Genomic DNA, 25681 nt, shown 5'->3' on the forward strand with positions numbered 1-25681 from the left:
CGCGCGATGGGCGAAGCCCCGCCGGAGGCGATCGCGATTTAATACTTACACAGCCAGCCCAGACAAAGAATCTATGAACACATCAAAACAGATTGATCATTGGCGGGTAGTCGCCGCATCTGTATGTGGTACCAGCCACATCAGAAACAAGCAGCTGTGTCAGGATGCTCACAACTGGCAGTTATTGCCAGACAATATATTAGTTGCCGCAGCAGCCGATGGCGCAGGTTCTGCCAGTCAGGGGAAAATTGGCGCAATGGTAGCCACCGAAGCAGCTGTAGAACATTTATCTATTAAAGAAGTCTCGCGCGCTTTTTTAGCTGATGATTTGGTTGTGCAATCTTTGTTAAGTGATGCCTTGCTGGCTGCCAAAAAAGCAGTAGAAACAGAAGCCGCAGCCTGTAATCAACAGCCTCAAGATTTGGCAACTACCTTAATAATCACCATCGCCACACCAGAAATGGTAGCAGCAGCCCAAATCGGCGACGGTATGGCAGTCGCCAAGAATCGTCAAGGAAATTTAATTGCGCTAACTATACCCAATAACGGAGAATATATCAACGAAACGACTTTCTTGACTTCCTTGGATGCTATAGATACAGCACAAATGAGATTATGGCGTGAAGAAATAGTCAATGTTGGTATCCTCACCGATGGACTACAAATGCTGGCTTTAAACATGGTTGTTGGCGAACCTCACAAACCCTTCTTTTTTCCTTTGTTTGACTTTATCGAAAACGCTGAGGATAAAACATTAGCTAAAGAGCAACTGGTGAGGTTTTTAGGTTCGGATCGGATTACACAACGTACCGATGATGATTTAACACTAATTATTGCTGCCTTCAACCGCACATAAACAAGGATTCTGCAAGTTCGGTCTTTTTATATAACCCCCGTTAACTGTGACTTAAACATGAAGGTACTACGTTGTCTTCCCCAGCCAGAAATTATCAACCTCAGCGTTAGCTTAGGACGAGGTGGTGAAGCCTGTATTTATGCAGTGCCATCCGATGGTGAATTAGTGGCTAAGGTTTATCACAAACCCACTGCCAATCACGCTAAAAAACTGCAAGCGATGCTGGCTAACCCACCAGAAAACCCCACAGCTAACTTGGGGCATATTTCCATTGCTTGGCCACAAGAGCTAATCAAAACGGTAGATGGGAGCAAAAGCATTATTGGTTTCATCATGCCTCGAATTCGGGGAATGCGACCAATCATCGATTTTTACAACCCTAGAACCCGTCGCCAACACTGCCCGTTATTTAACTATCAATATTTAGTTCGCACAGCGCGGAATTTAGCGGCAGCTTTTGCGGCTCTCCACAGTAGTGGTTATTGCGTGGGTGATGTCAACGAGTCCAACATCTTAGTCAGCGACACTGCACTGGTGAGTTTGGTAGATACTGACTCTTTCCAAGTGCCAGATTTAAAAAACAATCTTGTTTACCGATGTGGAGTGGGTAAAGCTGAGTTTACTCCACCAGAATTGCAAAATAAAGTCTTTGCCCAACACGATCGCGCAATTACTCACGATGTGTTTGGCTTGGCAGTGATCATCTTCCAATTATTAATGGAAGGTACACATCCTTTTTCGGGGATTTTTCAAGGTACTGCCGAACCCCCAGCTTACGAAGTCCGCATCGCCGCCGGACATTTCACCTACAGCCAACACCGTCAAGTTCCTTACCTGCCAACTCCCATTGCACCCCCTTGGGAAATGCTACATCCTAGCTTGCAGGAATTATTTGTCCAGTGTTTTGAAGCCGGACACAAAAATCCCCAGTTACGTCCAAATGCCCAAACTTGGCTATCTGCCCTCACAGAAGCCGAAGATGCCCTGATTACTTGCACCACCAATCCCCAGCATCGCTACAGCAATCACCTGCACAGCTGCCCTTGGTGTGAGCGTTCTTTGCGCTTAGGCGGACGTGATCCTTTTCCATCACAGCGGGCGATTGAAAATAAAGAACATCTTAGACCACGTACCATTCCCACAAGGCGTTATAATCAGCCTGCACGCATACCACAGCCTGCCATGTCATTTGCCCGTGCAAATTCTTGGCAACCAAACAATCAACCAAGCTATTTTCCTTATCAGCGGCGCAAGCTATCAAAACTTTACCCCATAGTTTTGGGTTGTCTGGGTTTGGGGATGTTGGGTTATTTAGATGTGATGGTGAAATTCACCCGTCCATTTGTGTCGCAGAATGCCTACACTCAACAGACTTTGATGGCAAATTCTAAACCTAGTCATCAAGCTCTTCAGTTTGCCGATTATTATAAACAAGGCCACGCTGCCTACCAAGTGCGCGACTACAAGCAAGCAGTCGACAGCTTTACGAAAGCCATCCAAGAAGAACCAAAATACGCCAAATCTTTTATCAACCGAGGTAATGCTCGTTACAATCTCAAAGATTACGAAGGGGCATTAGCAGACTATTCCAAGGCTTTGCAAATTAATCCGCAGGAAGTCAAAGCCTTAGTTAATCGCGGTAACGCTCGCTATATGCTGGCTGAGTATAGTAATGATCCAGATCGAGAATATCATTTAGCGATCGCAGATTTTAATAATGCCATCCGCCTCAATATTAAAGAAGCCGAAGCTTATATCAGAAGAGGTATTGTCCGGGCGCAGATAGCTAAGTATAGTGGTGAATCCCTCAAAGAGTTCCAAGAAGCTATAGGAGATTTCTCAGAAGCGATTAAACTCAACGCCTCCAAAGCCGAAGCCTATTTTCAGCGAGGTTCGGTATATTATCAAATGGCTCAATATAGTACTGACTACGCTCAACAATACCAAAAAGCGATCGCCGACTTTGACCAAGCATTACAACTGAACGAAAAATTGGCAAAAGTCTATCTCAAACGCGGTATGGTACGCTATGAAATCGCCCAATACGGCGGTAAAGAAGCAGCAAAAAATAACCACGCAGCCGTCGAAGATTTACAATTAGCCGCCAAACTCGCCTTAGAACAAGAAGATACAGAAAACTACCAGCAAGCACTTAGCAGTATGTGCGTCATCATCGAAAGTCAATGTAATGCTTTACTGCAAAGTTCTACTACTTGGGATAATGTCGGAACAAATTAGAGAGTTGTCAATAGTCAATCAGTATCTCTTGATTATTTAACAATTAGATACCCGACTTCTTGAAGAAGTCGGGTATCTGAGTCTCTGGATATTCACGAAATAATCTTTGTATAAGTAAATTTTGTTACTACTAAATTAGTAACAAGTCATTGTATTACTATAATTAAACATCAGTAATATCAGGGTTATAAAATATCATCCTGATAATTTATTTGGTAACATTTATATTTATTTAAGTGATAATATTTTACGTGTAAAAATTATTCATAAACCTTTCACACATAAAAGATTTTAATTTACTTTTACTTCATACAAGTAGCAAAAATTATAGTTAGATTATTGACGGAGAAAAACAGAGCGAAACGATTTTTCTCAAACCAAGTGCATCCTCTTCATCTCAAGCAATTCTAAATAATAATTCCCTACAAATCTCCGAGGTAATTACATGAAAGCGGTGATTTTGGCTGGTGGACTTGGTACACGCCTCAGTGAAGAAACCAGTATCAAGCCCAAGCCGATGGTTGAAATTGGTGGTAAGCCAATTCTTTGGCACATCATGAAAACTTATTCTGCCCACGGTATTAATGATTTCATTATTTGTTGTGGTTACAAAGGTTACGTCATTAAAGAGTATTTTGCCAACTACTTTTTATACATGTCAGATGTAACTTTTGACATGCGTTTTAACCAAATGAATGTGCATTCTGGCTATGCAGAACCTTGGCGTGTCACCTTAGTGAATACAGGTGATAAAACCATGACTGGGGGACGCTTAAAACGAGTTGTTGAACATGTAGGAAACGATACTTTCTGCTTTACTTATGGTGATGGCGTTAGTAATGTAAATATCACCGAACTAATTAAATTTCACCAACAGCAAAAGACATTAGCCACACTCACAGCCGTACAACCAGCAGGACGTTTTGGTGCTATTTCCTTAGAGCAAGAGCAAACTAAAATTACTAGCTTCCGGGAAAAACGTGACGGTGATGGTGCTTGGGTCAATGGTGGTTATTTTATTCTAGAACCAGAAGTTATTGATTTAATAGCGGATGACACCACAGTTTGGGAGAAAGAACCATTAGAAAAGCTGGCTGACATGGAACAGCTTTCCGCTTTTAGACACAATGGTTTTTGGCAACCAATGGATACCTTACGCGATAAAAATTATCTCGAAGAACTATGGCAAAGTGGTAAAGCTCCTTGGCAAGTATGGTAAGGAAAGTATGCAGTCTGAAGTGTGAAGTATGAAGTCTAAATTCTGAAATTTCACCTTTTGACAAATGACCATTGACCATTGACCATTGACATATTCACAATTGATTTAAGTGCAGTAATACCAATGTACGATTTTGCTATTGTCGGCGGTGGAATAGTAGGCTTATCAACAGCGATGTCCTTGGGTAAACGCTATCCACAAGCACGCATTCTAGTATTAGAAAAAGAAAGCAACTGGGCATTTCACCAAACCGGCAATAATAGTGGTGTAATTCACTCTGGCATTTATTACAAACCAGGGAGTTTTAAAGCTAAATTTTGCCGTGATGGTAGTCGCTCAATGGTGGAATTCTGCCAAGAGCATGGAATTGACCATGAAATCTGCGGCAAAGTCATTGTTGCTACCGATGAACAAGAAATACCACGCTTAGAAAATCTCTACAAACGCGGCTTAGAAAATAATCTAACAGTCCAGAAAATTAGCCCAGAAGAAGTAAAAGAAATTGAACCTCATGTTAGTTGTGTAGCTGGCATTCGAGTATTTTCAACTGGTATTGTTAATTACAAGCAAGTTTGTTTAAAATACGCCCAATTAATTCAACAGCAAGGTGGAGATTTACGGCTCAATACCAAAGTATTGAAAATCGCTGCCAGTGGGAAAAATCAAGTACTAGAAACCAATCAAGGCAACTTTGAAACGAAATTTATCATCAATTGTGCCGGATTGCATAGCGATCGCATTGCTAAGTTAGGTGGAGTAGAACCCAAAGCCAAAATCGTACCTTTCCGGGGCGAATATTACGAACTCACCCCCGAAAAACGCTATTTGGTGAAAACCCTGATTTATCCAGTGCCTAACCCCGATTTCCCTTTCCTCGGCGTTCACTTTACCAAAATGATTGATGGTACAGTCCATGCTGGACCGAACGCTGTTCTCAGCCTCAAGCGAGAAGGTTACAAAAAAACCGACTTCGACTTGAGAGATTTTGCCGAGGTGATGACTTATCCCGGTTTCTGGAAACTCGCAGCTAAACATGCTGATGAAGGTATTCAAGAAATCATTCGTTCCTTTAGCAAAGCAGCATTTGTCAAAAGTTTGCAAAAATTAATTCCCGAAGTCCAAGCCGAAGATTTAGTTCCCACCCATGCGGGAGTTCGCGCCCAAGCTTTAATGGATGACGGCAAACTAGTAGATGACTTTTTGATCATTTCTGGTCAAAACTCCATCCATGTCTGCAATGCACCCTCACCAGCAGCCACATCTTCTTTAGAAATTGGCAAAGCGATCGCCTCTCAAGTTCCCCAGCAGTCCCATCTTGAAACTGTAGTTATTAGCTAAGTATTGGGAGTAGGGAGAGGTGTAAAGACAATATCATCTCTTAAATCTCTTGTCGGGTGGGCATTTTGTCTACCCGAAAAACACACCCCACAAAAATAATCAACCCCAAATTCAGAATTCTGAATTTTTTGGAAGCAATTTTATAGGAATTCCCCACAATGAAAATATTAGTCACCGGAACAGAAGGCTACCTAGGTTCTTTATTGCCTCCTCTGTTAATTGAACGTGGACATGAAGTTATTGGCGTTGATACAGGCTTTTATAAAGTTGGTTGGCTATACAACGGTACAGAAATTACAGCCAAAACCCTCAACAAAGATATCCGCCACATCACCCCCGAAGATTTAGAAGGTGTAGAAGCGATCGTTCACATGGCGGAACTTTCCAACGACCCCACAGGACAATTAGCACCAAATATCACCTACGAAATCAATCATTTAGGCTCTGTACGCCTCGCTAACTTAGCCAAAACAATGGGCGTGCGACGCTTCGTCTATATGTCTTCGTGTAGTGTTTATGGTGTCGCCACCGAAGGCGATGTGACAGAACAATCTCCTGTAAATCCTCAAACCGCTTACGCCGAATGTAAAACTCTCGTAGAACGAGATGTTACACCCCTTGCGGATGATGATTTTTCACCTACATTCATGCGGAATGCTACAGCCTTTGGTGCTTCCCCCAGAATGCGATTTGATATCGTATTGAACAACCTCGCTGGGTTAGCTTGGACAAGCAAAGAAATCAAAATGATCAGTGATGGTACACCTTGGCGGCCATTAGTTCATGCACTAGATATTTGTAAAGCCATTGTTTGCGCTTTAGAAGCACCGCGTGACATCGTACACAATCAAGTCTTTAATGTTGGCGATACCAGTAATAACTATCGAGTTAAAGAAATTGCCGAAATTATCGCTGATACTTTCCCCGGCTGTAAATTAAGCTTTGGGCAAAATGGCGCAGATAACCGCAGTTATCGCGTATCATTCGAGAAAATAAACAGCATTTTACCTGGTTTCAAATGTGATTGGAATGCTCAACTAGGCGCACAACAATTGTTTAATTTATTCAGTCAAATTGATATGACTGAAGACACTTTCTTATTTAGAGGTTTTACTCGCTTAAAGCAGCTAGAGTATCTCATCCGTACTGAACAAATCGACAAAGATTTCTTCTGGAAGAAAAAGTAAGTCCCGATATTAGACAAGTTAGATACCCGACTTCTTAAAGAAGTCGGGTATCTGAATAGTACCAGTAAACATCATCAGTAATCCATTTTTTCAAAAAATGAATAAATTACTTACAATTGCTATTCCTACTTATAATCGTGCTGCACTTTTAGAACAACAACTTTCTTGGTTAGCAAAAGCTATTCAAGGATTTGAAGCTGAATGTGAAATTATAATTTCTGATAATTGTTCCACAGATAACACTCAAGAAATCATTAAAAAATGGCAGCCTATCTTTAGTAAAACAACATTTAAATCTCAGAGAAATCAAGAGAATATAGGTTTAATGCCTAATATTGCTGCCTGTATTCAAGCTGCTAAGAGTAAATATGTTTGGACAGTTGGCGATGATGATCCAATACAGGATAATGCTCTAGCTTTTTTGCTCAAAACAATTCACCAACATCCTGAAACCGCGCTAATCTTTCTTAACTGCTATGGACGAGATAAATTAACCAACCAAATCACTGTAGAACGTTGGTTTAATAGTGATAGTGATGAGCCACTAGCTGATGGTAAAGCCGCATTACAACGTTACTTAAAAGAAAGCTTCGGTGGCGTAATTTTTATGACAGCAACAGTTTATAAAACTGCATTAGTCAAACGAGCTTTACAACAGTGGCCATCTGCTTGTAAAAATTTAGCATCTCAAGCATATTGGACAGGATTTTGTGCTATTCATGGCAGCGTAATTGTCACTAAAAATAATTATTTAGAATGTACAATGCACGCTAGTTATTTAGAGCAAGATCCCAAATGGTCAATCATGATGAGATATATTTATATCCCAGAAGTTTATGCCAAGCTTCTAGAAATTGGATATTCTCAACCATTTTGTTTAAAAATGATTTTGCAGAATATCATCACCAAAAGTGACTGGATAATTTTCTTAGGAGCTTTAAGAAGGTGGCCAAGGTTAGCAATGAATATTATTATTTCTTACCTAGCTTTAGTACTCACATCCACACGTAAATCGCTTTTATTACCCAAAGCAATCAAATCGAGTTTATAAAGCAAAACGTAAAATTATTCCTAAATCTATGAATAAATTACTAACAATTGCCATACCTACTTATAATCGGGCTGAATTACTTAACAAACAGTTGACCTGGTTAGCAAATGCCATTCAAGGCTTTGAGTCTGATTGTGAAATTTTAGTTTCAGATAACTGTTCTACAGATCATACTCAAGCTGTGATTCAGAAATGGCAGGCAAAACTGAGTAATATCACTTTTAGGTCTAATAGAAATTCTGAAAACTTAGGCGTAATGAGAAATATTATGTATTGCCTAAGTTCTGCTACAACTAAATATGTTTGGACAATTGGCGATGATGATCCAATTCAAGATAGAACTATTCCTTACATTATCAATAAGCTCCAACATAATGAAGATTTAGGCTTATTATTTCTCAACTTTTCTGGACGTAATAAAATTACTGGTGAACCAGTACATCCGCCAACAATTGTTGGGAACCGCTGGTTTGATGCTGATGCAGAAGATGGCTGTGGAAATAGTCAAGCCATATTTGAACATTGCTTTGCTAAAAGTGTTGGCGCAGTTATTTTTCTTACCGCTAGTGTTTACCGCAGCGATTTAATCAAACGCGCCTTGCAAAATTGGCCAGATGCGGCGAGTAACTGGATATCGTTAGCATATTTAGCGGGTTATTGTGCTGCACACGGCAAAATAATTGTCACCAAAGAGACTTATTTAGAATGTATTGTGGGTGTGAGTTATTGGCAGAAAGAGCCAAAATCTGCTCTGTTAATGCAGTATAAACACATTCCTGAAGTAATTTTGAAATTAGAAGAATCTGGATATTCTAAGCAATTTTGTCGACGGATGCTATTACAAAATGGCAAGGAAGTTAATTTAAAAGTTTTCTTAGGTGCTTTAAGAAGATGGCCTGTATCTGCTATTAAGGTAGCGATTCCATTTGTGGCGTTAGTGAGTCTTTCTGCTTTTGATGTAATGGCCTTAAAAGACTTAAAACTTGCCGAAGCTAACGAACCAACACCGCAAGAAATACGAACCACAAATAACAGGCGATCGCACCTAAAATCAATTATTAAAACAAAATAATCTTACTATGCTGAATAAACTTAAAGATAAGATGGAAGCATTAAACTCAGAGTTAGCTTATAGAATCAAACTCTGGCAGTATGCTCCTAAGTTACCAGCACTAGAACCAGGCGATCGCACAATTGTTGATACTCTCAAACCAGAAGTACTTGAAGAAGTTAGGTAAGAATTTACTCAACTAACTCATAATTTTTTGCTCTTGAATAAGAATTCAGAAGTCAGAATATAAAATTTAGTAAAATTCAAACTCCTGAATTCTCTTTAGATAATCACAGCCTCTTAATTAAGGTATTCCTGCCATGCTAAACATACTTAAAGGCAAAATGGCAACACTAAACTCAGAGTTGGCTTATAGAATAAAACTCTGGCAGTATGCCCCTAATTTGCCTCCGCTAGAAACAGGCGATCGCAAAATTGTCGAAACATTAAAACGAGAAGGAGCTTATGTAACCACACTCGCCGATTTAGGCTTACCATCCACTCAAGAAATGTTACAAGCTGCTGATCAACAATTAAGCAGAATGTCAGATGTCCATAACTCTCATTTGAATGAGAGACTACCACAAATTTATACAGTCACAAATTTACCAGAATTTTATCAATGGGGAAGTAATAACAGACTATTAAAGATAATTGAAAATTATTTAGGTTTATCTGTTACTTTTCACGGTGTACATTTACGCAAAGACTTTCCCAATTCACACCAATTCGGCACATTATTATGGCATAAAGATTCCGAAGACCGCAAAATGGTTAAGGTAATTATTTATCTCCATGATGTTGAGAAAAAGCACGGGCCATTTGAGTATATTCCCTTAAATTTCACATCTTTTCCTCATTTAAATTCCTATAGAATTGACCACAAGTTACGTCAGTCTGGTTACTTAGGAATTAATGATGAACAAGTAGAAAAAATTATTCCCCAATCAGCTTGGAAATCTTGTACAGGGAAAGCCGGTACAGTTTTGATTGCAGATCCCAGAACTGCTTTACATCACGGTACTATCCGCGTCGAAGCAAGGTCAGCACTATTTTTTGTTTATACAACGAACTCACCCAAACGACCAGAACTTTGCACTCAATATTGGGATGACACTTTTCCCAAGCCAGAGATGCTGCAAGAAATTGCTTAATGTTACGTAATATCACTTTAGTAATTGAGGAAATAAATTCCTAACTTTCGACTTACAATGTTCGACATCATAAACCCATGCTAAAAACAATTAAATACAAAATATTTTCCCTATTCTCCGACTTAGTTTTTCACCTCAAACGTTGGCAACATACTAAAAATTTACCAGCATTAGAATCCCGCGATCGCATAATCGTCGAGACTCTCAAACGAGATGGTGTTTATGCGACAACCTTGGCAGATTTAGGTTTAGATTTTAGTGCTGAACTACTCAAAGCTGCTAATTATCAATTATCTCGCATACGAAATCCCAACAATGAACATTTAGCAGAAAAGTGGCCGCACATTACCACAGTTACGGGTTTGCCAGAATTTTATAATTGGGCAACCCAGAAAAGACTGCTAAGTATTATTGAAAATTATATTGGGGTTCCCATTACTTTTCATGGTGTACATTTACGCCAAGATTTCCTTAGTGATCATCAATTCGGCACCTTGTTATGGCATAGTGATGCTGAAGACCGCCGCTTGATCAAAATCTTCGTTTGTCTGCATAATGTAGAAGAAAAAACCGGGCCTTTTCAATACATTCCCCGTTCTTTAACACCTTTATTTAGTCTGAAATATTGGCGACTTTATTACCATCTTTTCAAGTCAAGCTATATGGGGATTGATAATGAAATTGTCAAAAAAATCATACCTCAATCAGCTTGGAAATCTTGTCCAGGGCCAGCAGGTACAGTCATTTTTGTAGATACTAAAAATACCTTACATCATGGAACTGTACGCAGCGAAACACGCTCAACCCTGTTCCTTTGCTATACAGCTAATCCTCCCGAAAGACCAGAACTGTGTACACAATTTTGGGATGATACTCATCCCAAAGCTGAAGTGACTGTATCTGAAGTTGAAAAAACTTTGGTTCAACAAAGTAAGTAAGAATTCAGAACTCGGAAGTTAGAAGTGATACCTGAGATTGTCGAAGGGTCAGATTTTACAATTCATCCAGGATAATTGATACTTAAATTTATGAATTTTTCCTGATTTTTTAAGTATTTTGAGTACTGATTTATAGCTCCTGAGTTCTGACACAATTAAACATTAATATTGAGGTAATTCATGATTTTCACCGCTACAAATCTCCAAGATGCTTACATTATTAACCTAGAAGAAAGAAGCGATCACCGTGGTTTTTTTGCCCGCTATTTCTGCGCTCAAGAGTTTGAAGCCCACGGTTTAAAGCCAACAGTAGCTCAATGTAACTTATCTTATAACTACAAAAAAGGCACTCTGCGGGGAATGCACTATCAAATCAAACCCGCAGCTGAAACAAAGTTAGTTCGCTGTACTAAAGGGGCAATTTATGACGTAATTATTGATATGCGTCCTGATTCTCCGACATTTTTATCTCATATTGGTGTTGAACTAACCGCAGATAATCGCCGAGCTTTGTATGTGCCAGAAATGTTTGCCCACGGCTATCAAGCTCTCACCGATGATGCGGAAGTAATCTATCAAGTTGGTGAGTTTTATACACCAGGATATGAACGTGGTCTGCGCTATGATGATCCATTTTTTAACATTGAATGGCCTTTAGAAGTCACAGAAATTTCTGAAAAAGATTTAAATTGGCCTTTGTTGAGCATGATACCTGTAGGAGATACAGAAACAGTAACGGTAAGTGTATAGTTGGTGGTTTATTAACCACTGATAATGTGTCTGTTTAATATCTAAAAATAGCAATCAGAGGAATTTTATGATTATTATTGATAATGCTTTAAAAGCTCGTGCATCTGCTGGGAATCCCATCAAAGTAGGCATGATTGGTGCTGGCTTTATGGGGCGAGGTATTGCTAACCAAATCATTAATTCAGTACCAGGAATGGAGTTGGTAGCTATCTTCAACCGGAGTATTGATGGAGCTAAACGAGCTTATACAGAAGCTGGGATTGAAGATATTCAAGTTGTTAACACTGTTAGCGATTTAGAAGATGCGATCGCCAGCGGTAAATATGCTATCACTGAAGATGCCAAGTTAATCTGCCAATCAGAAAGCATTGAAGCAATTATTGAAGTGACTGGCGCAGTGGAATTTGGCGCTCATGTTGTCATGGAAGCGATCGCTCATCGCAAACATGTCATTATGATGAATGCTGAACTCGATGGTACTGTCGGTTCTATCCTCAAAGTCTACGCTGACAAAGCTGGTGTGATCCTCAGCGCTTGCGATGGCGACCAGCCAGGGGTAGAGATGAATCTTTACCGCTTTGTCAAAAGCATCGGTCTGACACCATTACTGTGCGGTAACATCAAAGGGCTACAAGACCCCTATCGCAATCCCACAACCCAAGAAGGCTTTGCTAAACGTTGGGGACAAAAAGCCCACATGGTAACAAGCTTTGCTGATGGTAGCAAAATTTCCTTCGAGCAGGCGATCGTCGCTAACGCCACCGGAATGCAAGTCGCCAAGCGCGGAATGCTCGGTTATGACTTCGCAGGTCATGTTGATGAAATGACCAATATGTATGATATTGACCAACTCAAAGAATTAGGCGGAATTGTTGATTATGTAGTTGGTGCTAAACCCGGCCCTGGTGTATTTGTCTTCGCCACTCATGATGACCCCAAACAACGCCACTACCTCAACCTCTATAAATTAGGTGAAGGGCCTCTCTATAGCTTCTATACTCCTTATCACCTCTGCCATTTTGAAGTTCCCCTATCTGTGGCTCGTGCTGTCCTCTTCCGTGATGCTGTGATGGCTCCTATTGGTAAACCATTCGTAGATGTAGTCACAACTGCCAAAATCGATTTGCAAGCCGGAGAAACACTTGATGGTATTGGTTACTATATGACCTACGGTCAATGTGAAAATTCTCCCGTTGTTCAAGCTCAAAAACTATTACCAATGGGTTTAGCTGAAGGTTGTCGTTTAAAACGAGATATTCCTCGTGACCAAGTGCTGACTTACGACGATGTAGAGTTACCGGAAGGTAGACTTTGTGACCAACTCCGCGCTGAACAAAATGCTTATTTTGCTTCCGAAAAAATTCTGGCATCTGTTGGGTAAGAGTTGGTTTTGCTATCACTAGCATCAATCATTGTTAGATAAAGAGATCCCCAAATTATTAAATGATTTGGGGGTCTGAGCCTTTATATATTAAATTGAATCATTTGTGAACAATTAGATCCCCGACTTCTTAGAGAAGTCGGGGATTTGAGCCTCTCAATTTTTACAAATTAAAATTTATTCTATGTCTAAAGAAATATTTTTATCGAACAATGATTTCTTGACAGATTTCACTATTATAAATAACTTAATCAAGATAAAAAATAATATAAATATTGCCAAAAAGTATTCTAATTAACTAACAACTTAATTCTAAAACTTTATAGTGCTAAACACGAAAGTTTTAGCGGTAATTGACTAAAATATTTATCTGACAAAATTTAGTAGCAGATTGAATAAAATCTATGAAAATTGCTCTCGTCCATGATTATTTAACTCAGCGTGGAGGGGCAGAGCGCGTATTTGAATTATTATGTAAGCGCTACCCCGAAGCAGATGTTTTTACTTCTTTATACGATCCACAAAAAACCATTGATTTAGGTGAGAGGATAGTCAACACAACTTTTTTACAAAAAATTCCGGGTGCAGCTAAATATTTTAGAATGATGGCACCTTTTTACTTTCCTGCTTTTCGAGCTTTGGATTTGCAAGACTACGATTTAATTATCAGCAGTAGCACTAGCTTTGCGAAAGCTGTACGCAAACGGTCTGATGCTCGCCATGTTTGTTTTTGTCATAATGTCACCCGTTTTTTGTGGGATACAGAAACATATTTGCGAGAATATGGAGATTATAGATATTTTGCGCCATTAATTGAACAAATTTTTCAGTTGATGCGGAATGTAGACCTGAAATATGCTCAGGAACCTGACCTTTACATTGCTAATTCCAGCGTTGTCGCTAAAAGAATTCAACAGATTTATGGCAAACCAGCAATTGTAGTTAACTATCCAATTGATACCAGTAACTTTGTTTATTCAGATACCAAAGATGATTATTTTTTGGCATCTGCACGGATGATCAGTTATAAGCGACTAGATATAATCGTCGAAGCTTTTAATTGGTTGGGATGGCGGTTATTAATCTCAGGTGATGGCCCGGAACAAGCACGTTTAAAAGCCAAGGCATTAGATAATATTGAATTTTTAGGTCATGTGAGCGATCGCCAACGTAAAGACTTATTTTCTAAAGCTAAATCGGTGATTGTTGCAGCCTTAGAAGACTATGGATTAGTCCCTGTAGAAGCCAACGCTAGTGGTACGCCAGTAATTGCCTATGGTGCTGGTGGCGTTTTAGATACCCAAATTAACGGTACTACAGGAGTATTTTTTAAAAGACAAACACCAGACTCTCTACAAGCTGCATTACTAGAGTCCGGACGCATCACTTGGAATTATGAAAATATTCGTAATCATGCAGTGAACAATTTTTCAGAACCAGTATTTTTCCAGAAGGTTGAGCAACTTATTGATCAAACTTGTATAACTCATTAATTATTTATCTGGCTTGTTAGTTGTTCGTGTAGCGTCTCACAGAGAAGGATAATAAAAGTGGTTCAAACTAGTCTTAATCCCAGTGTAAATACAATTGCTGACACGGAACCGGGTTATGGACAACTATTAGCAGTTTTTATTCGCAGGTTTCCTTGGTTTGTGGCAGTATTTGTGGCTTCAATTGCTATGGCAGCAATTATGACTGCTAAGACAAAGCCTACTTATAAAAGCTCAATGCAATTGCTGGTAGAGCCTAACTATCAAGGTAAAAAAGAAACAGGCGGAGTAGAAAATCAATTTACTGAATCTAATGTAGAGATAGATACAGCTACCCAGCTAAATCTTATGCAGAGTTCAGGACTAATTCAAAAAGCAGTTGATAAGCTGCGTCGAGAATACCCAGATATTACTGTAGGTGAGGTTAAAGGCGCTTTAGCGTTAAACCAATTAAAATCCAAAGAAGATAATATCGCCACAAAAATTTTCCAAGTAGAATACACTGCTCAAGATCCCGTAAAGACACAAAAAGTGTTGACAGCTGTTCGGGAAGTTTATGTAGAATACAACAAACAACAGCAAGACGCGCGTCTGCAAAAAGGTCTGCAAATTATTCGGGAGCAGTTGAGTAAGGCTAGTGAAGAGGTAAATGCGGCTGAGTCCAACCTACAAAGATTCCGCCGCAACCAGAATTTAATCGATCCTGTAGCTCAAGCCAAAGCTTTAGAAGATGCTTTGAATAATGTTGAGCAAGAACGCCGTACAACTCGCGCTCAATATCAAGAGGCGATCGCCCGACAAAAATCTTTAGAAGAACAACTTAACCGTTCTCCCCAAAATGCTCTAGTGGCTTCTCGGTTGAGTCAGTCTACTCGCTATCAAGGCTTGCTCAACGAAATCCAAAAAACGGAACTTGCACTAGCTCAAGAACGCTTGCGCTTCACGGATGAAACTCCCAATGTGCAGAAATTGCAGGAACAATTGACTAGTCAAAAAGCTTTATTAGAACAAGAAGTAGGCAGGACTTTAGGTACAAAGTCATCTAGTGTAGTTGGTTCTAGAGATTCACTGTTAGAGCAAGGACAGTTTGGCCAAATTGATTTGAACCTTGCTAGTTCATTAGTAGAAACTCAAACAACTATAGTTGCATTAAGCGCCCGCGATCAAACTTTGGCGCAAAAAGAAACTCAACTGCGGTTTGAAATTAAACGCTTCCCACCTTTATTGGCTTATTACAATCGCATCCAACCACAGCTACAATTTAGCCGAGAAAGATTAGAGCAACTGTTAAGAGCCGAACAACAATTGCGTCAAGAACTAGCTAAAGGTGGATTTAATTGGGAAGTTGTGGAAGAACCCCACAATGGTGTGCAGTTAGGCCCCAACCTGCAACAAAATCTCTTATTAGGTGCTGTTGTGGGGTTAATGTTGGGCGGTATTGCTGCTTTCTTACGCGAAGCATCTGATGATGCTGTTCATACAACTGCTGAGTTAGAGAAGCAAGTAGCTTTACCTTTGTTGGGAACAACGCCCAAACTACCCCCAGCCAAAGCCAGAGATTCAATTATCAAGTTGCCTTTTGGTAAGCCAGAAACATCTGCACCTTGGACAATTCAGGTGCTACAGTCGCCACCACGTTGGGAATCACTAGATTTAATTTACAAAAATATTGAACTTCTCAATACTGTATCTAGCTTAAAGTCTTTGATGATTACTTCGGCGTTACCTGATGAAGCTAAATCAGGTATGGCGTTAGGTTTGGCGATGAGTGCAGCGCGGTTACACAAACGAGTACTACTGATTGATGCTAACTTACGCGATCCCAGTTTGCACGAACAGCTAAATCTGCCCAATGAACAAGGACTATCAACTTTGCTCAGTAGTGAAGTAACATTACCAAATCAGATTGGCATTCAATCTTTAGGTTCAGCCTACATCGATATTTTGACGGCGGGGCCAAAACCTACCGATCCGGCTCATTTGTTGAGTTCTCCCCGAATGATCCAACTGATGAGAACCTTTGAAGAGAATTATGATTTGGTACTGATAGATGCTCCACCAGTCTTAGGATTGGTAGATGCAATGTTGACAGCATCCTCTTGTCGGAGTGTGGTGTTGGTAGCCAGTATGGGTGTTGTGACTCGCAACCAACTTGCTCAAGCTACAGGAATGTTGAGTAAGTTAAATCTGATTGGGGTTGTCGCTAATGGCGTTTCTAGCTCTGACAGTAGTTTTGTCCAGTATCCCAAAGAATATCGTTTGGCTTTGAAACAAGCAGTAGAAAAATAGTCAAAACGATACATTCTAGATATGTGCGATCGCTCTTTTGATGGAGGCGATCGCACATATTTTTTTTGCATATTTATGCCTGGAGAAATGTCTTGATTAAACATTTTAACTGTTAAATTTAAATCTTAATTACTGAGTAAAAATTAAGTATATTTATATCAACTTTATAATTATGATAATTAAGTCGCATGATTTTAAAGACTAAATAAAGAATCAAGTTCAGTATATAGTCATTTCTACAGACTCTTATATCCTAGAGATTAAAGCTCCTTCCAAGCAGCTAAAAGACAAAAGTGGACTAGTTTTCTTCGACTCAATAAATTAACAACCAAGGTAGACCAAATCCCTCAAACTTATCCAGCATGGAGCAAAAGATTAATTGGATGATTTATCTCTACATCTATCCAATATATTTGCTACCTAGAAAATAGCGAGTTTACCTGCAAAATTTCCCCCAATATTGATTGCTATCTACCTAGTTATTATCTTTGTAGTTTCGCCATCTTCAGAACCCTAAAATTCTGCAAGATGAATACTTGAAGCATATTTTTCTTATCAGTCATCTACGAAGTTTTATAGCAATACAAGATTCAGATCAAAGTCTTTGGCATGAATCATCTTCGAGATCAGCAATTTACTATCGTACTAATCCAAAGACACATGACTAGCTCATTAGTTCGTACTCTACAGACTACTTATAGTGAAACTCCGCAAAGCACCTCATACTGCACACTACAATGGCGGCGCGGTCAGTTGTTAGTCAAGTCGCCCGATAAACTGCAACAGCCATATTTACCAGCTTTAACAAACCAGCAATTATTAATAGATTGCTTAAAACATTCCCCGGTTAATTTGGTCAGTGTAGACCCTAAAATTGGTGAGCATTGGGTAAAGTTTTGGGCGGATGCTTGTAAAGAAGCTCATAAACCCATGTTTCTTTACGGATCTTCAGAAAATTTACTGTTTAAACAAAATAGCCAACCTTGGGGATGGTTCCTGCGAATCATTGATTGGATTGCAGCTTTAGTTATGCTGCTATTACTAACTCCAGTCATAGTGGTATTGCTTGTCTTGATGCAAATTAACTCACCTGAATCTTTATTTTCTGGTGAGTGGTATGTAGGCGAACGCGGTAAGCTCTTTCAAGCGATTAAATTCTCCACTAAAAGCAAGCGCAGCGTCACACCATTAGGTCGTTGGATGCGTCAATATGGTCTCGAAAATCTACCACAATTATTCAATATACTGCGGGGTGATATGAGTTTTATGCGGTCTCGGTGTTGGACTTTAGAAACAGCAGTCCGATTGAGTACAGAAGCACAAATGCAACTTAATCAATTACCTGTCATTACAAATTCGTGGTCAGTCCAGGCAGAATCCAACTTAATAATTAATAATTCATAATTACTAATTATTGACCGATATCTTCTCTATTTAGCTCAAAATCTTTCCCAGCAGTGCGGTAATTGATGACTTCATTTGCCGCACTTAAGCTAGAGCTAAAAAATCACAGAGCATCTATAGCAACCTGTAGGAATTAGGAAATATTTGTTCAAAAACTCATGCTTGTTAAACTAAAACAACAATTAAACAATTTATTTAAGGCTAGTAAATTCTGGCAAGAAAACTATCTAATATTGCGAGAATTTAAACATTTCCGCAAAGTTGCTATATTTGCTTTAGTATTTTCCTTCTTAGCAGCTACATTTGAAGGTTTTAGTATTGGTTTTTTGCTTTCGTTTTTGCAAAATTTAACTAATCCCAATGCTAAACCTATTCAAACTGGTGTTGAGTGGTTTGATATTTGGATTTTAGCCGCCAATACTTCGGCAATTAATAGGCTATATCGGATATCTCTGTTAATTTTGTTAAGTACTTGGATACGGGCTGGGTTTAATTATTTAGCACAGGTATATACAGAAACCACTCAACTACATTTAGCCGATCGCCTACGCAAACAAATTTTTGAACAGTTACAAAGCTTGCCTCTAAGTTACTTTGCTCAAACTCGTTCTGGAGAACTGATCAATACAATTACCACAGAAATTGAGCGCATTAAACAGTGGTTTAGTGGCGCTGCATTTTTAATGACCAGAACTATAACTGCCACTGTCTACTTTATCTCTATGTTTTTGTTATCGTGGCAGCTTTCGATTGCTTCTTTATTACTATTTACATTAGCAGGTGTAGGGTTATCTACGCTCAATGCTCGCGCTAGAGAAACCAGTTTTAGTACATCTATTGCTAATGGTCACTTTACTTCCACCGCCATAGAATTTATTAACGGAATTCGTACAGTACAAGCATTTGGCACACACAACTTTGAGCGACAACGTTTTTACCAAGCTAGTGATAATGTAGTTCATACTTCCAAAAAAGTTATCTTAATTTGGGCGCTAGTGAGACCTCTAGCTGAAAGTATAGCTAGTACAATTCTCATCGGGATGATTATTTTTGCCTTTACAGTTTTTGTGGTGAATGGCACACTCCAAGTTGCATCATTACTCACATTTTTCTTTGTGCTGTTTCGAGTTGTACCGATTATTCAAGATATTAATGGTACGCGAGCGCATCTTAGTACACTTGTCGGTGCAGCAGACAACATTAAAGATTTAGTTAGGACTGATGATAAAACCTACTTACATAATGGCAAAATCCAATTTTCTGGGTTAAAACATTCTATTGATATTGTTTCTGTAGATTTTGGTTATGACCCTAATCATTTAGTCCTCAATAACGTCACTCTGAGTATTGAAAAAGCCAAAACAACAGCACTAGTAGGAGCTACTGGCGCAGGTAAAAGTACCTTAATTGATTTAATTCCGAGATTTTATGATCCGACAGAAGGTCATGTGATGATTGATGGGGTTGATATCCCAAAATTTGATATCACTTCATTACGACATAAAATTGCAGTAGTCAGTCAAGACACATTTATTTTCAATACTTCTGTTTGGCAAAATATTGCTTACGGGACAACAGGAGCCACAGCAGCAGACGTTCGAGAAGCGGCGCGGTTAGCAAATGCTCTAGAATTTATTGAAGAAATGCCAGAAGGCTTTGATACCAAATTAGGAGATAGAGGCGTAAGATTATCTGGAGGGCAACGCCAACGAATTGCGATCGCACGGGCTTTGTTACGTGACCCAGAAATTTTAATTTTAGATGAAGCCACCAGCGCCTTAGATTCTGTCACCGAACGTTTGATTCAAGAATCTCTAGAAAAACTATCGGTAGGTCGAACAGTAATTGCGATCGCTCACCGTCTTTCTACTATTGCCAATGCTGATAAAGTCGTTGTTTTAGAACAAGGACGCATCGTTGAACAAGGTAAATATCAAGAACTCCTAGAGCTAAAAGGTAAGCTTTGGGAATATCACAAGACTCAATACGAAATGGGTCAAGCGGGGTAATAAAGTGTGAAGTATGAAGTGTAAAGTATGAAATATTATACTTCATGCTTTTCTAATATTACTCATTTCCAGTTAATAATTTTTCTATATTTTTGAGGTAAATTAAATGGTAAATATTGGCTACCATGCCGCCAGAACTCAAGGGCAATTTATCAGCAATTTATATACAAAATTAGTTGCTAAAATTAGCAAGTTCCCTATTAAACAATCTCGCAAGGCTGATATTAACGTTTATTCTTTTTCTTGTGAACGAGATTTACCTGTACAAGTTGCCAGCATTCGCTCATTTATTCGTCATGTTGGCATTCCCAATAAATTTACCATCATCTCTGATGGTAGCTATACAATAAATTCTCGGAATATATTATGCCAGATTCACCCTTTTGTAGATGTTGTTGATTGGAAAGATCTAGCTAATCCACAAATCCCTCATTATATTTTTGACTATGCCTTGAATCATCCCCATCGCCCCACAATGGCTATGTGGAGAAGATTAGCTGCATTGATGTCACTCGATATTACAGAGCCAACAATTTACACCGATGCTGATATTTTGTTTTTTCCTGGGGCGACGGATTTAATTAAATTATGTGCATCTGAGGATAGTTCTACTTGGTATTTACCTGATTGTAAACCTTCTTTAGATGAGCGCATTCTTTTAGAAGCTACTGACAAACTCAATCCGGTAAATGCAGGCTTTTTTATTCTCAAAAAACAACTAGATTGGTACAAGCCGCTAGAAAGAGTAGAAAAATTTGTCGATTCACCTATCTTTTATACAGACCAAACTGTAGTGCATTTAGCTATGCACAATGACGATGCTAAACCATTGGCGGGAGATAAATATATTATCAACGTAGATGATCAATTTGTTTATCCTGACCGTTATGCTGCTAAACATATTGCCTTAAGACATTATGTGAACGATGTCAGACACAAATTTTGGTTTAATGTCGGTTTATAAAATGAGCAAAAACGTAACCAATACAGAAATGATTCATCACTGTACTAACACTAATATAAATGGTGGAGGAGGAATTGAAACTTATGTAGCTTCTTTAGTAAATGCTCGAATTATTGAAGTTAGCGATCGCCCTCTGGATTCTATTCAGACAGTGGATCAAAAGCAGTTCAAATTACTGCATATTCACGACCCAGAATTTTTAGCAGATTTACGCGAAGAATGTCCGGCCATTTTTACCTTGCATAATCACTGTAGTTATTGTCCGAGTGGGACAAAATATTTAGCAGACCGAGACAAAATTTGCGATCGCGTGATGAATCCTCTTGGTTGTGTGTGGGGTCATCTGGTTGATGGTTGTGGTAGTCGGCGACCCAAAAAAATTCTGGGTAATTGGTGGAATGCTTACAATCCGCTGAATAACCTGAAAAAACTCAAAATTCCCGTAATTGCTAACAGTGAATATGTGCGTCAGCAAATTATCCAGGCGGGGATATCACCAGAACGAGTTATAACGCTGCGTTGTGGTGTGCAATTACCCAAAGTTGCGACAGAACCTTTGACTCGGACAATTTATCAAAATCAGCGAATTTTGTTTGCTGGTCGGATTGTTCCTGACAAAGGTTTAGAATGGCTACTCAAAGCCTTAGCCAAAACTGAGCAACATATCCATTTAGATATTGCTGGTGATGGTTGGGATAAGGCCAATATGGAAAAATTAGCTGATGATTTGGGTTTAAGCGATCGCATTATTTGGCATGGTTGGTGTAACACCGAACAATTAGAAACCCTTTATCAACAATGCTTGGCGGTGATTTTTCCCAGTCTTTGGCCTGAACCTGCGGGTTTTGTCACCTTAGAAGCTTACGCACGTTATCGACCTGTTATTGCTAGTGCTGTCGGCGGAATTCCCGAACACCTACAAGATAACAAAACCGGGATTTTAGTTTCGCCTAATCATGTTGCACAGTTAGCTGCTGCAATTAATGAATTAGCCACAAATTATGCCAAAGCTAGATTAATGGGTGAAAAAGGTCAAGCTTGGTATCAAGCAGAATTTACGATTGATGTTCATGTTCAGCGGTTGACAGAAATTTATGCCCAAACTATCGCTGAATTTTATGCTAGAACTAACAACTTAAATTTATGTCAATAAATAATAATTTACAAGAACCTCTGGTTAGTGTAATTATTCCCACTTACAATCGCCCAGAGTATCTCAAACAGGCGATCGCCAGCGCCGTTCACCAAACTTATCAAAATATTGAAATTATTGTTTCCGATAATTGTAGTGATGTAAATCCTCAACCAATTATCGAATCTTTTAACGATGCACGCATTAGATTTTGGCGACATCCAGAAAATATTGGGATGTTGTCTAATCAAATGAATGCTTTTAAAATGGCACGGGGCAAATATGTTGCTAGTCTCCACGATGATGATATGTGGAATGAAGATTTCTTAGCCAAACTCGTACCAATTTTAGCAGCTAATCAAAAGTTAGTTTTGGCTTTTTCTGATCAATATATCATTGATGGCAATGGCAACATTAATTATGTAGGCACTGAAGAAAATACCCGTGGTTTTAAGCGAGATATCCTAGCATCAGGTATCCATAAAGACTTTACCAAAATCGGTTTAATTGATAAAAGTATTCCCACTGCTGCATCTTGTTTAATTCGTAATCATATAATTAACTGGGATAGCATTCCCCAAGCAGTAGGGGGAATGTGGGATTTATATTTAACTTACCTCTGCTCTATTTCTGGTTATAGTGCTTACTATTATCCCGAAAGATTAACGCGCTATCGCGCCCATGATCAAACTGACACTATGCTCAGTGGGAGTAAAAATGCCGCAGCGAAAATTCGCAAAGCCCAAAGCGAAATATTTTGCTACAAAATCTTTATGGAAGATAGCCGACTGCAAGAATTTCATGATTATTTTCATAGTAAATGGTTAGATGCCCATACAACTTTAGGGATTGGTTTACTGCGGAATAAGCAAATAAAAGCAGCCCGTCCTTATTTATGGCAAGCAATCAGAAAACAAAAATTGAATTTGAGAACTCTAGTAGCATTGGTACTCGGTTTTACTCCACCACCATTAGCTAATCAATTGCTGGGAGTATTAAAATAAATGAAACTTTGCATTGTTACCCACAAAATAAAAAAAGGTGATGGTCAAGGTAGAGTCAACTATGAAGTTACTCAAGAAGCAATTCGCCGTGGTCATCACTTAATATTATTAGCAAGTGAAGTTGCGCCAGAAATTGAGCAAAATAGTCAAGTTACCTGGGTGCCAATTTCTGTTGATGGTTATCCTAGTGAGTTTATTCGTAATTTTATCTTTGCTCAGAAAACGTCTGCTTGGTTGCAAAAAAATCGCGCTGAAATCGATTTATTAAAAATCAACGGTGCAATTACAAAAATTGCTGCCAATGTGAATGCTGTACATTTTGTCCACAGTTCTTGGTTGCGATCGCCTGTGCATATTTCCCGCATTCGCCGCGATGTTTATGGTTTTTACCAGTGGTTGTACACCGCTTTAAATGCCCGTTGGGAAAAACAAGCTTTTCAACGCGCTCAGGTTGTTGTTGCCGTCTCTGAGAAAGTTGCCCAAGAATTAACGAATATTGGCGTACCGCGCGATCTCATTCGGGTAATTGTTAACGGTGTAGATTTGCAAGAATTTCAGCCTGGTGTCACCTCTCGCCAAAAATTAGGTTTACCAGAGGACGTAAATTTAGGATTATTTGCCGGAGATATCCGTACACCACGGAAGAATTTAGATAGCGTTTTACAGGCCTTGGTGCAAGTTCCTAATTTGCACCTAGCTGTTGTCGGGAGTACCGATGGTAGCCCCTTTCCCCAGTTAGCGGCTGATTTAGGAATTAGCGAACGGGTACATTTTCTCGGCTATCGCCGTGATATCCCGGAAATTATGCGGTCAGTTGATTTGTTTGTGTTCCCCTCCCGTTATGAAGCTTGCACCTTGGTCTTGTTAGAAGCCCTCGCCTCTGGATTACCTGTGATTACAGCCACAGCCACCGGGGGTGCAGAGTTAGTTACGCCGGAATGTGGGATTGTTTTACCAGATTCAGACGATGTTGAGGCCTTAGCCGCTGCGTTGTCATCTTTAGTAGGCGATCGCACCTTGATGCAACAAATGGATCAAGCCGCCCGCGCCGTCGCCGAACAATACAGTTGGTCAACTATGGCTCAAACCTATATGGATCTATTTGAGGAGTTACAAAAGCATGAAGAACACAGTTCTCATCCCCACTTATCGCCGTCCTCTAGATCTATCTCGTTGCCTTTCGGCACTGCAAGCGCAAACTAAACCAGTCGATCAAGTAATCGTCGTTGTCCGCGATACAGATACCCAAACTTGGCAATTTCTCCAAGCTTTTCCAGCCAATCATCTGCCGTTACAAACAGTCACAGTCGCTATCCCTGGAGTAGTAGCCGCCCTCAATGCTGGACTCGCCGCAGTTGAGGGAGATGTTTTATCTATTACAGATGATGATGCTGCACCTCATCCTGATTGGTTAGAGCGAATTAACGCGCACTTTCTCGCAGATAGTAGAATTGGCGGTGTCGGTGGGCGTGATTGGATACATCACGGTGACAAAATTGAAAACGACTCTCGTGCTGTGGTGGGTGAATTGCAGTGGTTTGGGCGGATTATTGGCAACCATCACCTTGGTGTCGGTGAACCACGCTTTGTTGATGTTCTCAAAGGTGTGAACATGAGTTTCCGTACCCAGGCGATCGCCAAATTACGTTTTGACGAAAGAATGCGAGGTACAGGCGCACAGGTACATTTTGAAATGGCCTTGACCCTCACCTTAAAACGCGCTGGTTGGCAGATGATTTATGACCCCCAAATAGCAGTTGATCATTATCCTGCCCAGCGATTTGACGAAGACCAACGCAACAACTTTAATGCGATCGCTCAAATTAACTTAGTTCATAACGAAACCCTAGTTTTACTAGAACATTTATCACCATTGCGCCGCCTCATCTTCTTGGTATGGGCAATCTTAGTCGGCACAAGAGATTGTTTCGGCTTTATCCAATGGCTAAGATTTTCCCCCAATCAAGGCCGACTTGCCACCCGCAAATTATTCGCCTCCTGGCGCGGACGCTGGCAAGGTTGGCAGACATGGCAAACCGAGATCAGGGGGCAGGGGTGCAGGGGTGCAGGGGGAGTAAAAGAACTCATGACTATTGACCCTTCGGGTGACGCTCCTGCGTCGCTAACGCTGCGCTAACGCCAGTTGCTTCTCCTAATCGGAGACGCTGCGCGAACAAGTCGGGTAACCCGACGACACTTGCTACAAGTCGGCAAAGCCGCCCACCG

At 39.8% G+C, this 25681-nt stretch carries 21 protein-coding genes; all 21 read left to right on the top strand.

Features of this window, described 5'->3' with window-relative positions; translation table 11 throughout:
- The first annotated feature begins 73 nt into the window (after nucleotides 1-73).
- The 21 genes from AC504W_RS26125 to AC504W_RS26225 all read left to right on the top strand — a co-directional run bounded on the left by AC504W_RS26125 (nucleotide 74) and on the right by AC504W_RS26225 (nucleotide 25592).
- On the top strand, nucleotides 74-856 hold the full coding sequence (locus tag AC504W_RS26125) for a PP2C family serine/threonine-protein phosphatase (RefSeq protein WP_096581322.1): 783 nt from the start codon (nucleotides 74-76) through the stop codon (nucleotides 854-856).
- 57 nt (nucleotides 857-913) lie between these two features.
- The gene (locus AC504W_RS26130; protein WP_494875128.1) at nucleotides 914-3094 is read left to right on the top strand and encodes a tetratricopeptide repeat protein; all 2181 of its coding nucleotides are present in this window, start codon (nucleotides 914-916) and stop codon (nucleotides 3092-3094) included.
- Nucleotides 3095-3539: 445 nt separating this feature from the next.
- Nucleotides 3540-4313, top strand: coding sequence for a glucose-1-phosphate cytidylyltransferase (gene rfbF / locus AC504W_RS26135; RefSeq protein WP_494875129.1), 774 nt, complete (start codon nucleotides 3540-3542; stop codon nucleotides 4311-4313).
- Nucleotides 4314-4436: 123 nt separating this feature from the next.
- Nucleotides 4437-5651 carry an L-2-hydroxyglutarate oxidase gene (gene lhgO, locus AC504W_RS26140; protein ID WP_494878771.1) on the top strand — a complete coding sequence of 405 codons (1215 nt, stop codon included), beginning with the start codon at nucleotides 4437-4439 and terminating at the stop codon, nucleotides 5649-5651.
- Nucleotides 5652-5809: 158 nt separating this feature from the next.
- Nucleotides 5810-6838 (top strand): SDR family oxidoreductase, encoded by a 1029-nt coding sequence (locus AC504W_RS26145; RefSeq protein ID WP_494875130.1) that lies wholly within the window; start codon nucleotides 5810-5812, stop codon nucleotides 6836-6838.
- Nucleotides 6839-6935: 97 nt separating this feature from the next.
- Nucleotides 6936-7889, top strand: a complete 954-nt coding sequence (locus AC504W_RS26150; RefSeq protein WP_494875131.1) for a glycosyltransferase family 2 protein — start codon at nucleotides 6936-6938, stop codon at nucleotides 7887-7889.
- 28 nt (nucleotides 7890-7917) lie between these two features.
- On the top strand, nucleotides 7918-8961 hold the full coding sequence (locus AC504W_RS26155; RefSeq protein ID WP_494875132.1) for a glycosyltransferase family 2 protein: 1044 nt from the start codon (nucleotides 7918-7920) through the stop codon (nucleotides 8959-8961).
- A 7-nt stretch (nucleotides 8962-8968) separates the two neighbouring features.
- The gene (locus tag AC504W_RS26160; RefSeq protein ID WP_494875133.1) at nucleotides 8969-9127 is read left to right on the top strand and encodes a hypothetical protein; all 159 of its coding nucleotides are present in this window, start codon (nucleotides 8969-8971) and stop codon (nucleotides 9125-9127) included.
- A 133-nt stretch (nucleotides 9128-9260) separates the two neighbouring features.
- Entirely contained in the window at nucleotides 9261-10094 is an 834-nt protein-coding gene (locus AC504W_RS26165; protein ID WP_494875134.1) for a phytanoyl-CoA dioxygenase family protein, read from the top strand.
- A gap of 77 nt (nucleotides 10095-10171) precedes the next feature.
- Entirely contained in the window at nucleotides 10172-11032 is an 861-nt protein-coding gene (locus AC504W_RS26170) for a phytanoyl-CoA dioxygenase family protein (protein WP_494875135.1), read from the top strand.
- A gap of 180 nt (nucleotides 11033-11212) precedes the next feature.
- A complete protein-coding gene (rfbC, locus tag AC504W_RS26175; protein ID WP_494875136.1) occupies nucleotides 11213-11782 on the top strand; it encodes a dTDP-4-dehydrorhamnose 3,5-epimerase in 570 nt (189 codons plus the stop codon).
- A 67-nt stretch (nucleotides 11783-11849) separates the two neighbouring features.
- Nucleotides 11850-13163, top strand: a complete 1314-nt coding sequence (locus tag AC504W_RS26180; RefSeq protein WP_494875137.1) for an NAD(P)H-dependent oxidoreductase — start codon at nucleotides 11850-11852, stop codon at nucleotides 13161-13163.
- A gap of 404 nt (nucleotides 13164-13567) precedes the next feature.
- Nucleotides 13568-14656, top strand: coding sequence for a glycosyltransferase (locus AC504W_RS26185; protein WP_494875138.1), 1089 nt, complete (start codon nucleotides 13568-13570; stop codon nucleotides 14654-14656).
- Nucleotides 14657-14713: 57 nt separating this feature from the next.
- Nucleotides 14714-16942: a GumC family protein gene (locus AC504W_RS26190; protein WP_494875139.1), complete on the top strand. Its 2229-nt coding sequence runs from the start codon at nucleotides 14714-14716 to the stop codon at nucleotides 16940-16942.
- 660 nt (nucleotides 16943-17602) lie between these two features.
- Nucleotides 17603-18346 (top strand): heterocyst development glycosyltransferase HepC, encoded by a 744-nt coding sequence (gene hepC, locus AC504W_RS26195; RefSeq protein WP_494875140.1) that lies wholly within the window; start codon nucleotides 17603-17605, stop codon nucleotides 18344-18346.
- 158 nt (nucleotides 18347-18504) lie between these two features.
- Complete coding sequence (hepA, locus tag AC504W_RS26200) at nucleotides 18505-20355, top strand: heterocyst formation ABC transporter subunit HepA (protein ID WP_494875141.1); 1851 nt, start codon at nucleotides 18505-18507, stop codon at nucleotides 20353-20355.
- Between the two features lie 106 nt (nucleotides 20356-20461).
- Nucleotides 20462-21319 carry a hypothetical protein gene (locus AC504W_RS26205; protein ID WP_494875142.1) on the top strand — a complete coding sequence of 286 codons (858 nt, stop codon included), beginning with the start codon at nucleotides 20462-20464 and terminating at the stop codon, nucleotides 21317-21319.
- Between the two features lies 1 nt (nucleotide 21320).
- Entirely contained in the window at nucleotides 21321-22472 is a 1152-nt protein-coding gene (locus AC504W_RS26210; RefSeq protein WP_494875143.1) for a glycosyltransferase family 4 protein, read from the top strand.
- A complete protein-coding gene (locus AC504W_RS26215) occupies nucleotides 22463-23455 on the top strand; it encodes a glycosyltransferase family 2 protein (RefSeq protein WP_494875144.1) in 993 nt (330 codons plus the stop codon). The genes AC504W_RS26210 and AC504W_RS26215 overlap by 10 nt, the downstream gene beginning before the upstream one ends.
- Nucleotides 23456-24658, top strand: a complete 1203-nt coding sequence (locus AC504W_RS26220; RefSeq protein ID WP_494879478.1) for a glycosyltransferase family 4 protein — start codon at nucleotides 23456-23458, stop codon at nucleotides 24656-24658.
- Nucleotides 24576-25592, top strand: coding sequence for a glycosyltransferase family 2 protein (locus AC504W_RS26225; protein WP_494875146.1), 1017 nt, complete (start codon nucleotides 24576-24578; stop codon nucleotides 25590-25592). Before AC504W_RS26220 ends, AC504W_RS26225 begins: the two co-directional genes overlap by 83 nt.
- Nucleotides 25593-25681 lie beyond the last annotated feature (89 nt).

This window comes from Nostoc sp. C96, assembly GCF_059384975.1.

What these genes read in the sequence shown, in the direction of transcription:
- AC504W_RS26205 (WP_494875142.1), top strand. Translation starts at nt 20,462, where the DNA reads ATGGTAAATATTGGCTACCATGCCGCCAGAACTCAAGGGCAATTTATC.
- AC504W_RS26160 (WP_494875133.1), top strand. Translation starts at nt 8,969, where the DNA reads ATGCTGAATAAACTTAAAGATAAGATGGAAGCATTAAACTCAGAGTTA.
- rfbC (WP_494875136.1), top strand. Translation starts at nt 11,213, where the DNA reads ATGATTTTCACCGCTACAAATCTCCAAGATGCTTACATTATTAACCTA.
- AC504W_RS26145 (WP_494875130.1), top strand. Translation starts at nt 5,810, where the DNA reads ATGAAAATATTAGTCACCGGAACAGAAGGCTACCTAGGTTCTTTATTG.
- AC504W_RS26185 (WP_494875138.1), top strand. Translation starts at nt 13,568, where the DNA reads ATGAAAATTGCTCTCGTCCATGATTATTTAACTCAGCGTGGAGGGGCA.
- AC504W_RS26155 (WP_494875132.1), top strand. Translation starts at nt 7,918, where the DNA reads ATGAATAAATTACTAACAATTGCCATACCTACTTATAATCGGGCTGAA.
- AC504W_RS26150 (WP_494875131.1), top strand. Translation starts at nt 6,936, where the DNA reads ATGAATAAATTACTTACAATTGCTATTCCTACTTATAATCGTGCTGCA.
- rfbF (WP_494875129.1), top strand. Translation starts at nt 3,540, where the DNA reads ATGAAAGCGGTGATTTTGGCTGGTGGACTTGGTACACGCCTCAGTGAA.
- AC504W_RS26210 (WP_494875143.1), top strand. Translation starts at nt 21,321, where the DNA reads ATGAGCAAAAACGTAACCAATACAGAAATGATTCATCACTGTACTAAC.
- AC504W_RS26165 (WP_494875134.1), top strand. Translation starts at nt 9,261, where the DNA reads ATGCTAAACATACTTAAAGGCAAAATGGCAACACTAAACTCAGAGTTG.
- AC504W_RS26125 (WP_096581322.1), top strand. Translation starts at nt 74, where the DNA reads ATGAACACATCAAAACAGATTGATCATTGGCGGGTAGTCGCCGCATCT.
- AC504W_RS26215 (WP_494875144.1), top strand. Translation starts at nt 22,463, where the DNA reads ATGTCAATAAATAATAATTTACAAGAACCTCTGGTTAGTGTAATTATT.
- AC504W_RS26130 (WP_494875128.1), top strand. Translation starts at nt 914, where the DNA reads ATGAAGGTACTACGTTGTCTTCCCCAGCCAGAAATTATCAACCTCAGC.
- hepC (WP_494875140.1), top strand. Translation starts at nt 17,603, where the DNA reads ATGACTAGCTCATTAGTTCGTACTCTACAGACTACTTATAGTGAAACT.
- AC504W_RS26220 (WP_494879478.1), top strand. Translation starts at nt 23,456, where the DNA reads ATGAAACTTTGCATTGTTACCCACAAAATAAAAAAAGGTGATGGTCAA.
- AC504W_RS26170 (WP_494875135.1), top strand. Translation starts at nt 10,172, where the DNA reads ATGCTAAAAACAATTAAATACAAAATATTTTCCCTATTCTCCGACTTA.
- AC504W_RS26180 (WP_494875137.1), top strand. Translation starts at nt 11,850, where the DNA reads ATGATTATTATTGATAATGCTTTAAAAGCTCGTGCATCTGCTGGGAAT.
- AC504W_RS26225 (WP_494875146.1), top strand. Translation starts at nt 24,576, where the DNA reads ATGAAGAACACAGTTCTCATCCCCACTTATCGCCGTCCTCTAGATCTA.
- hepA (WP_494875141.1), top strand. Translation starts at nt 18,505, where the DNA reads ATGCTTGTTAAACTAAAACAACAATTAAACAATTTATTTAAGGCTAGT.
- lhgO (WP_494878771.1), top strand. Translation starts at nt 4,437, where the DNA reads ATGTACGATTTTGCTATTGTCGGCGGTGGAATAGTAGGCTTATCAACA.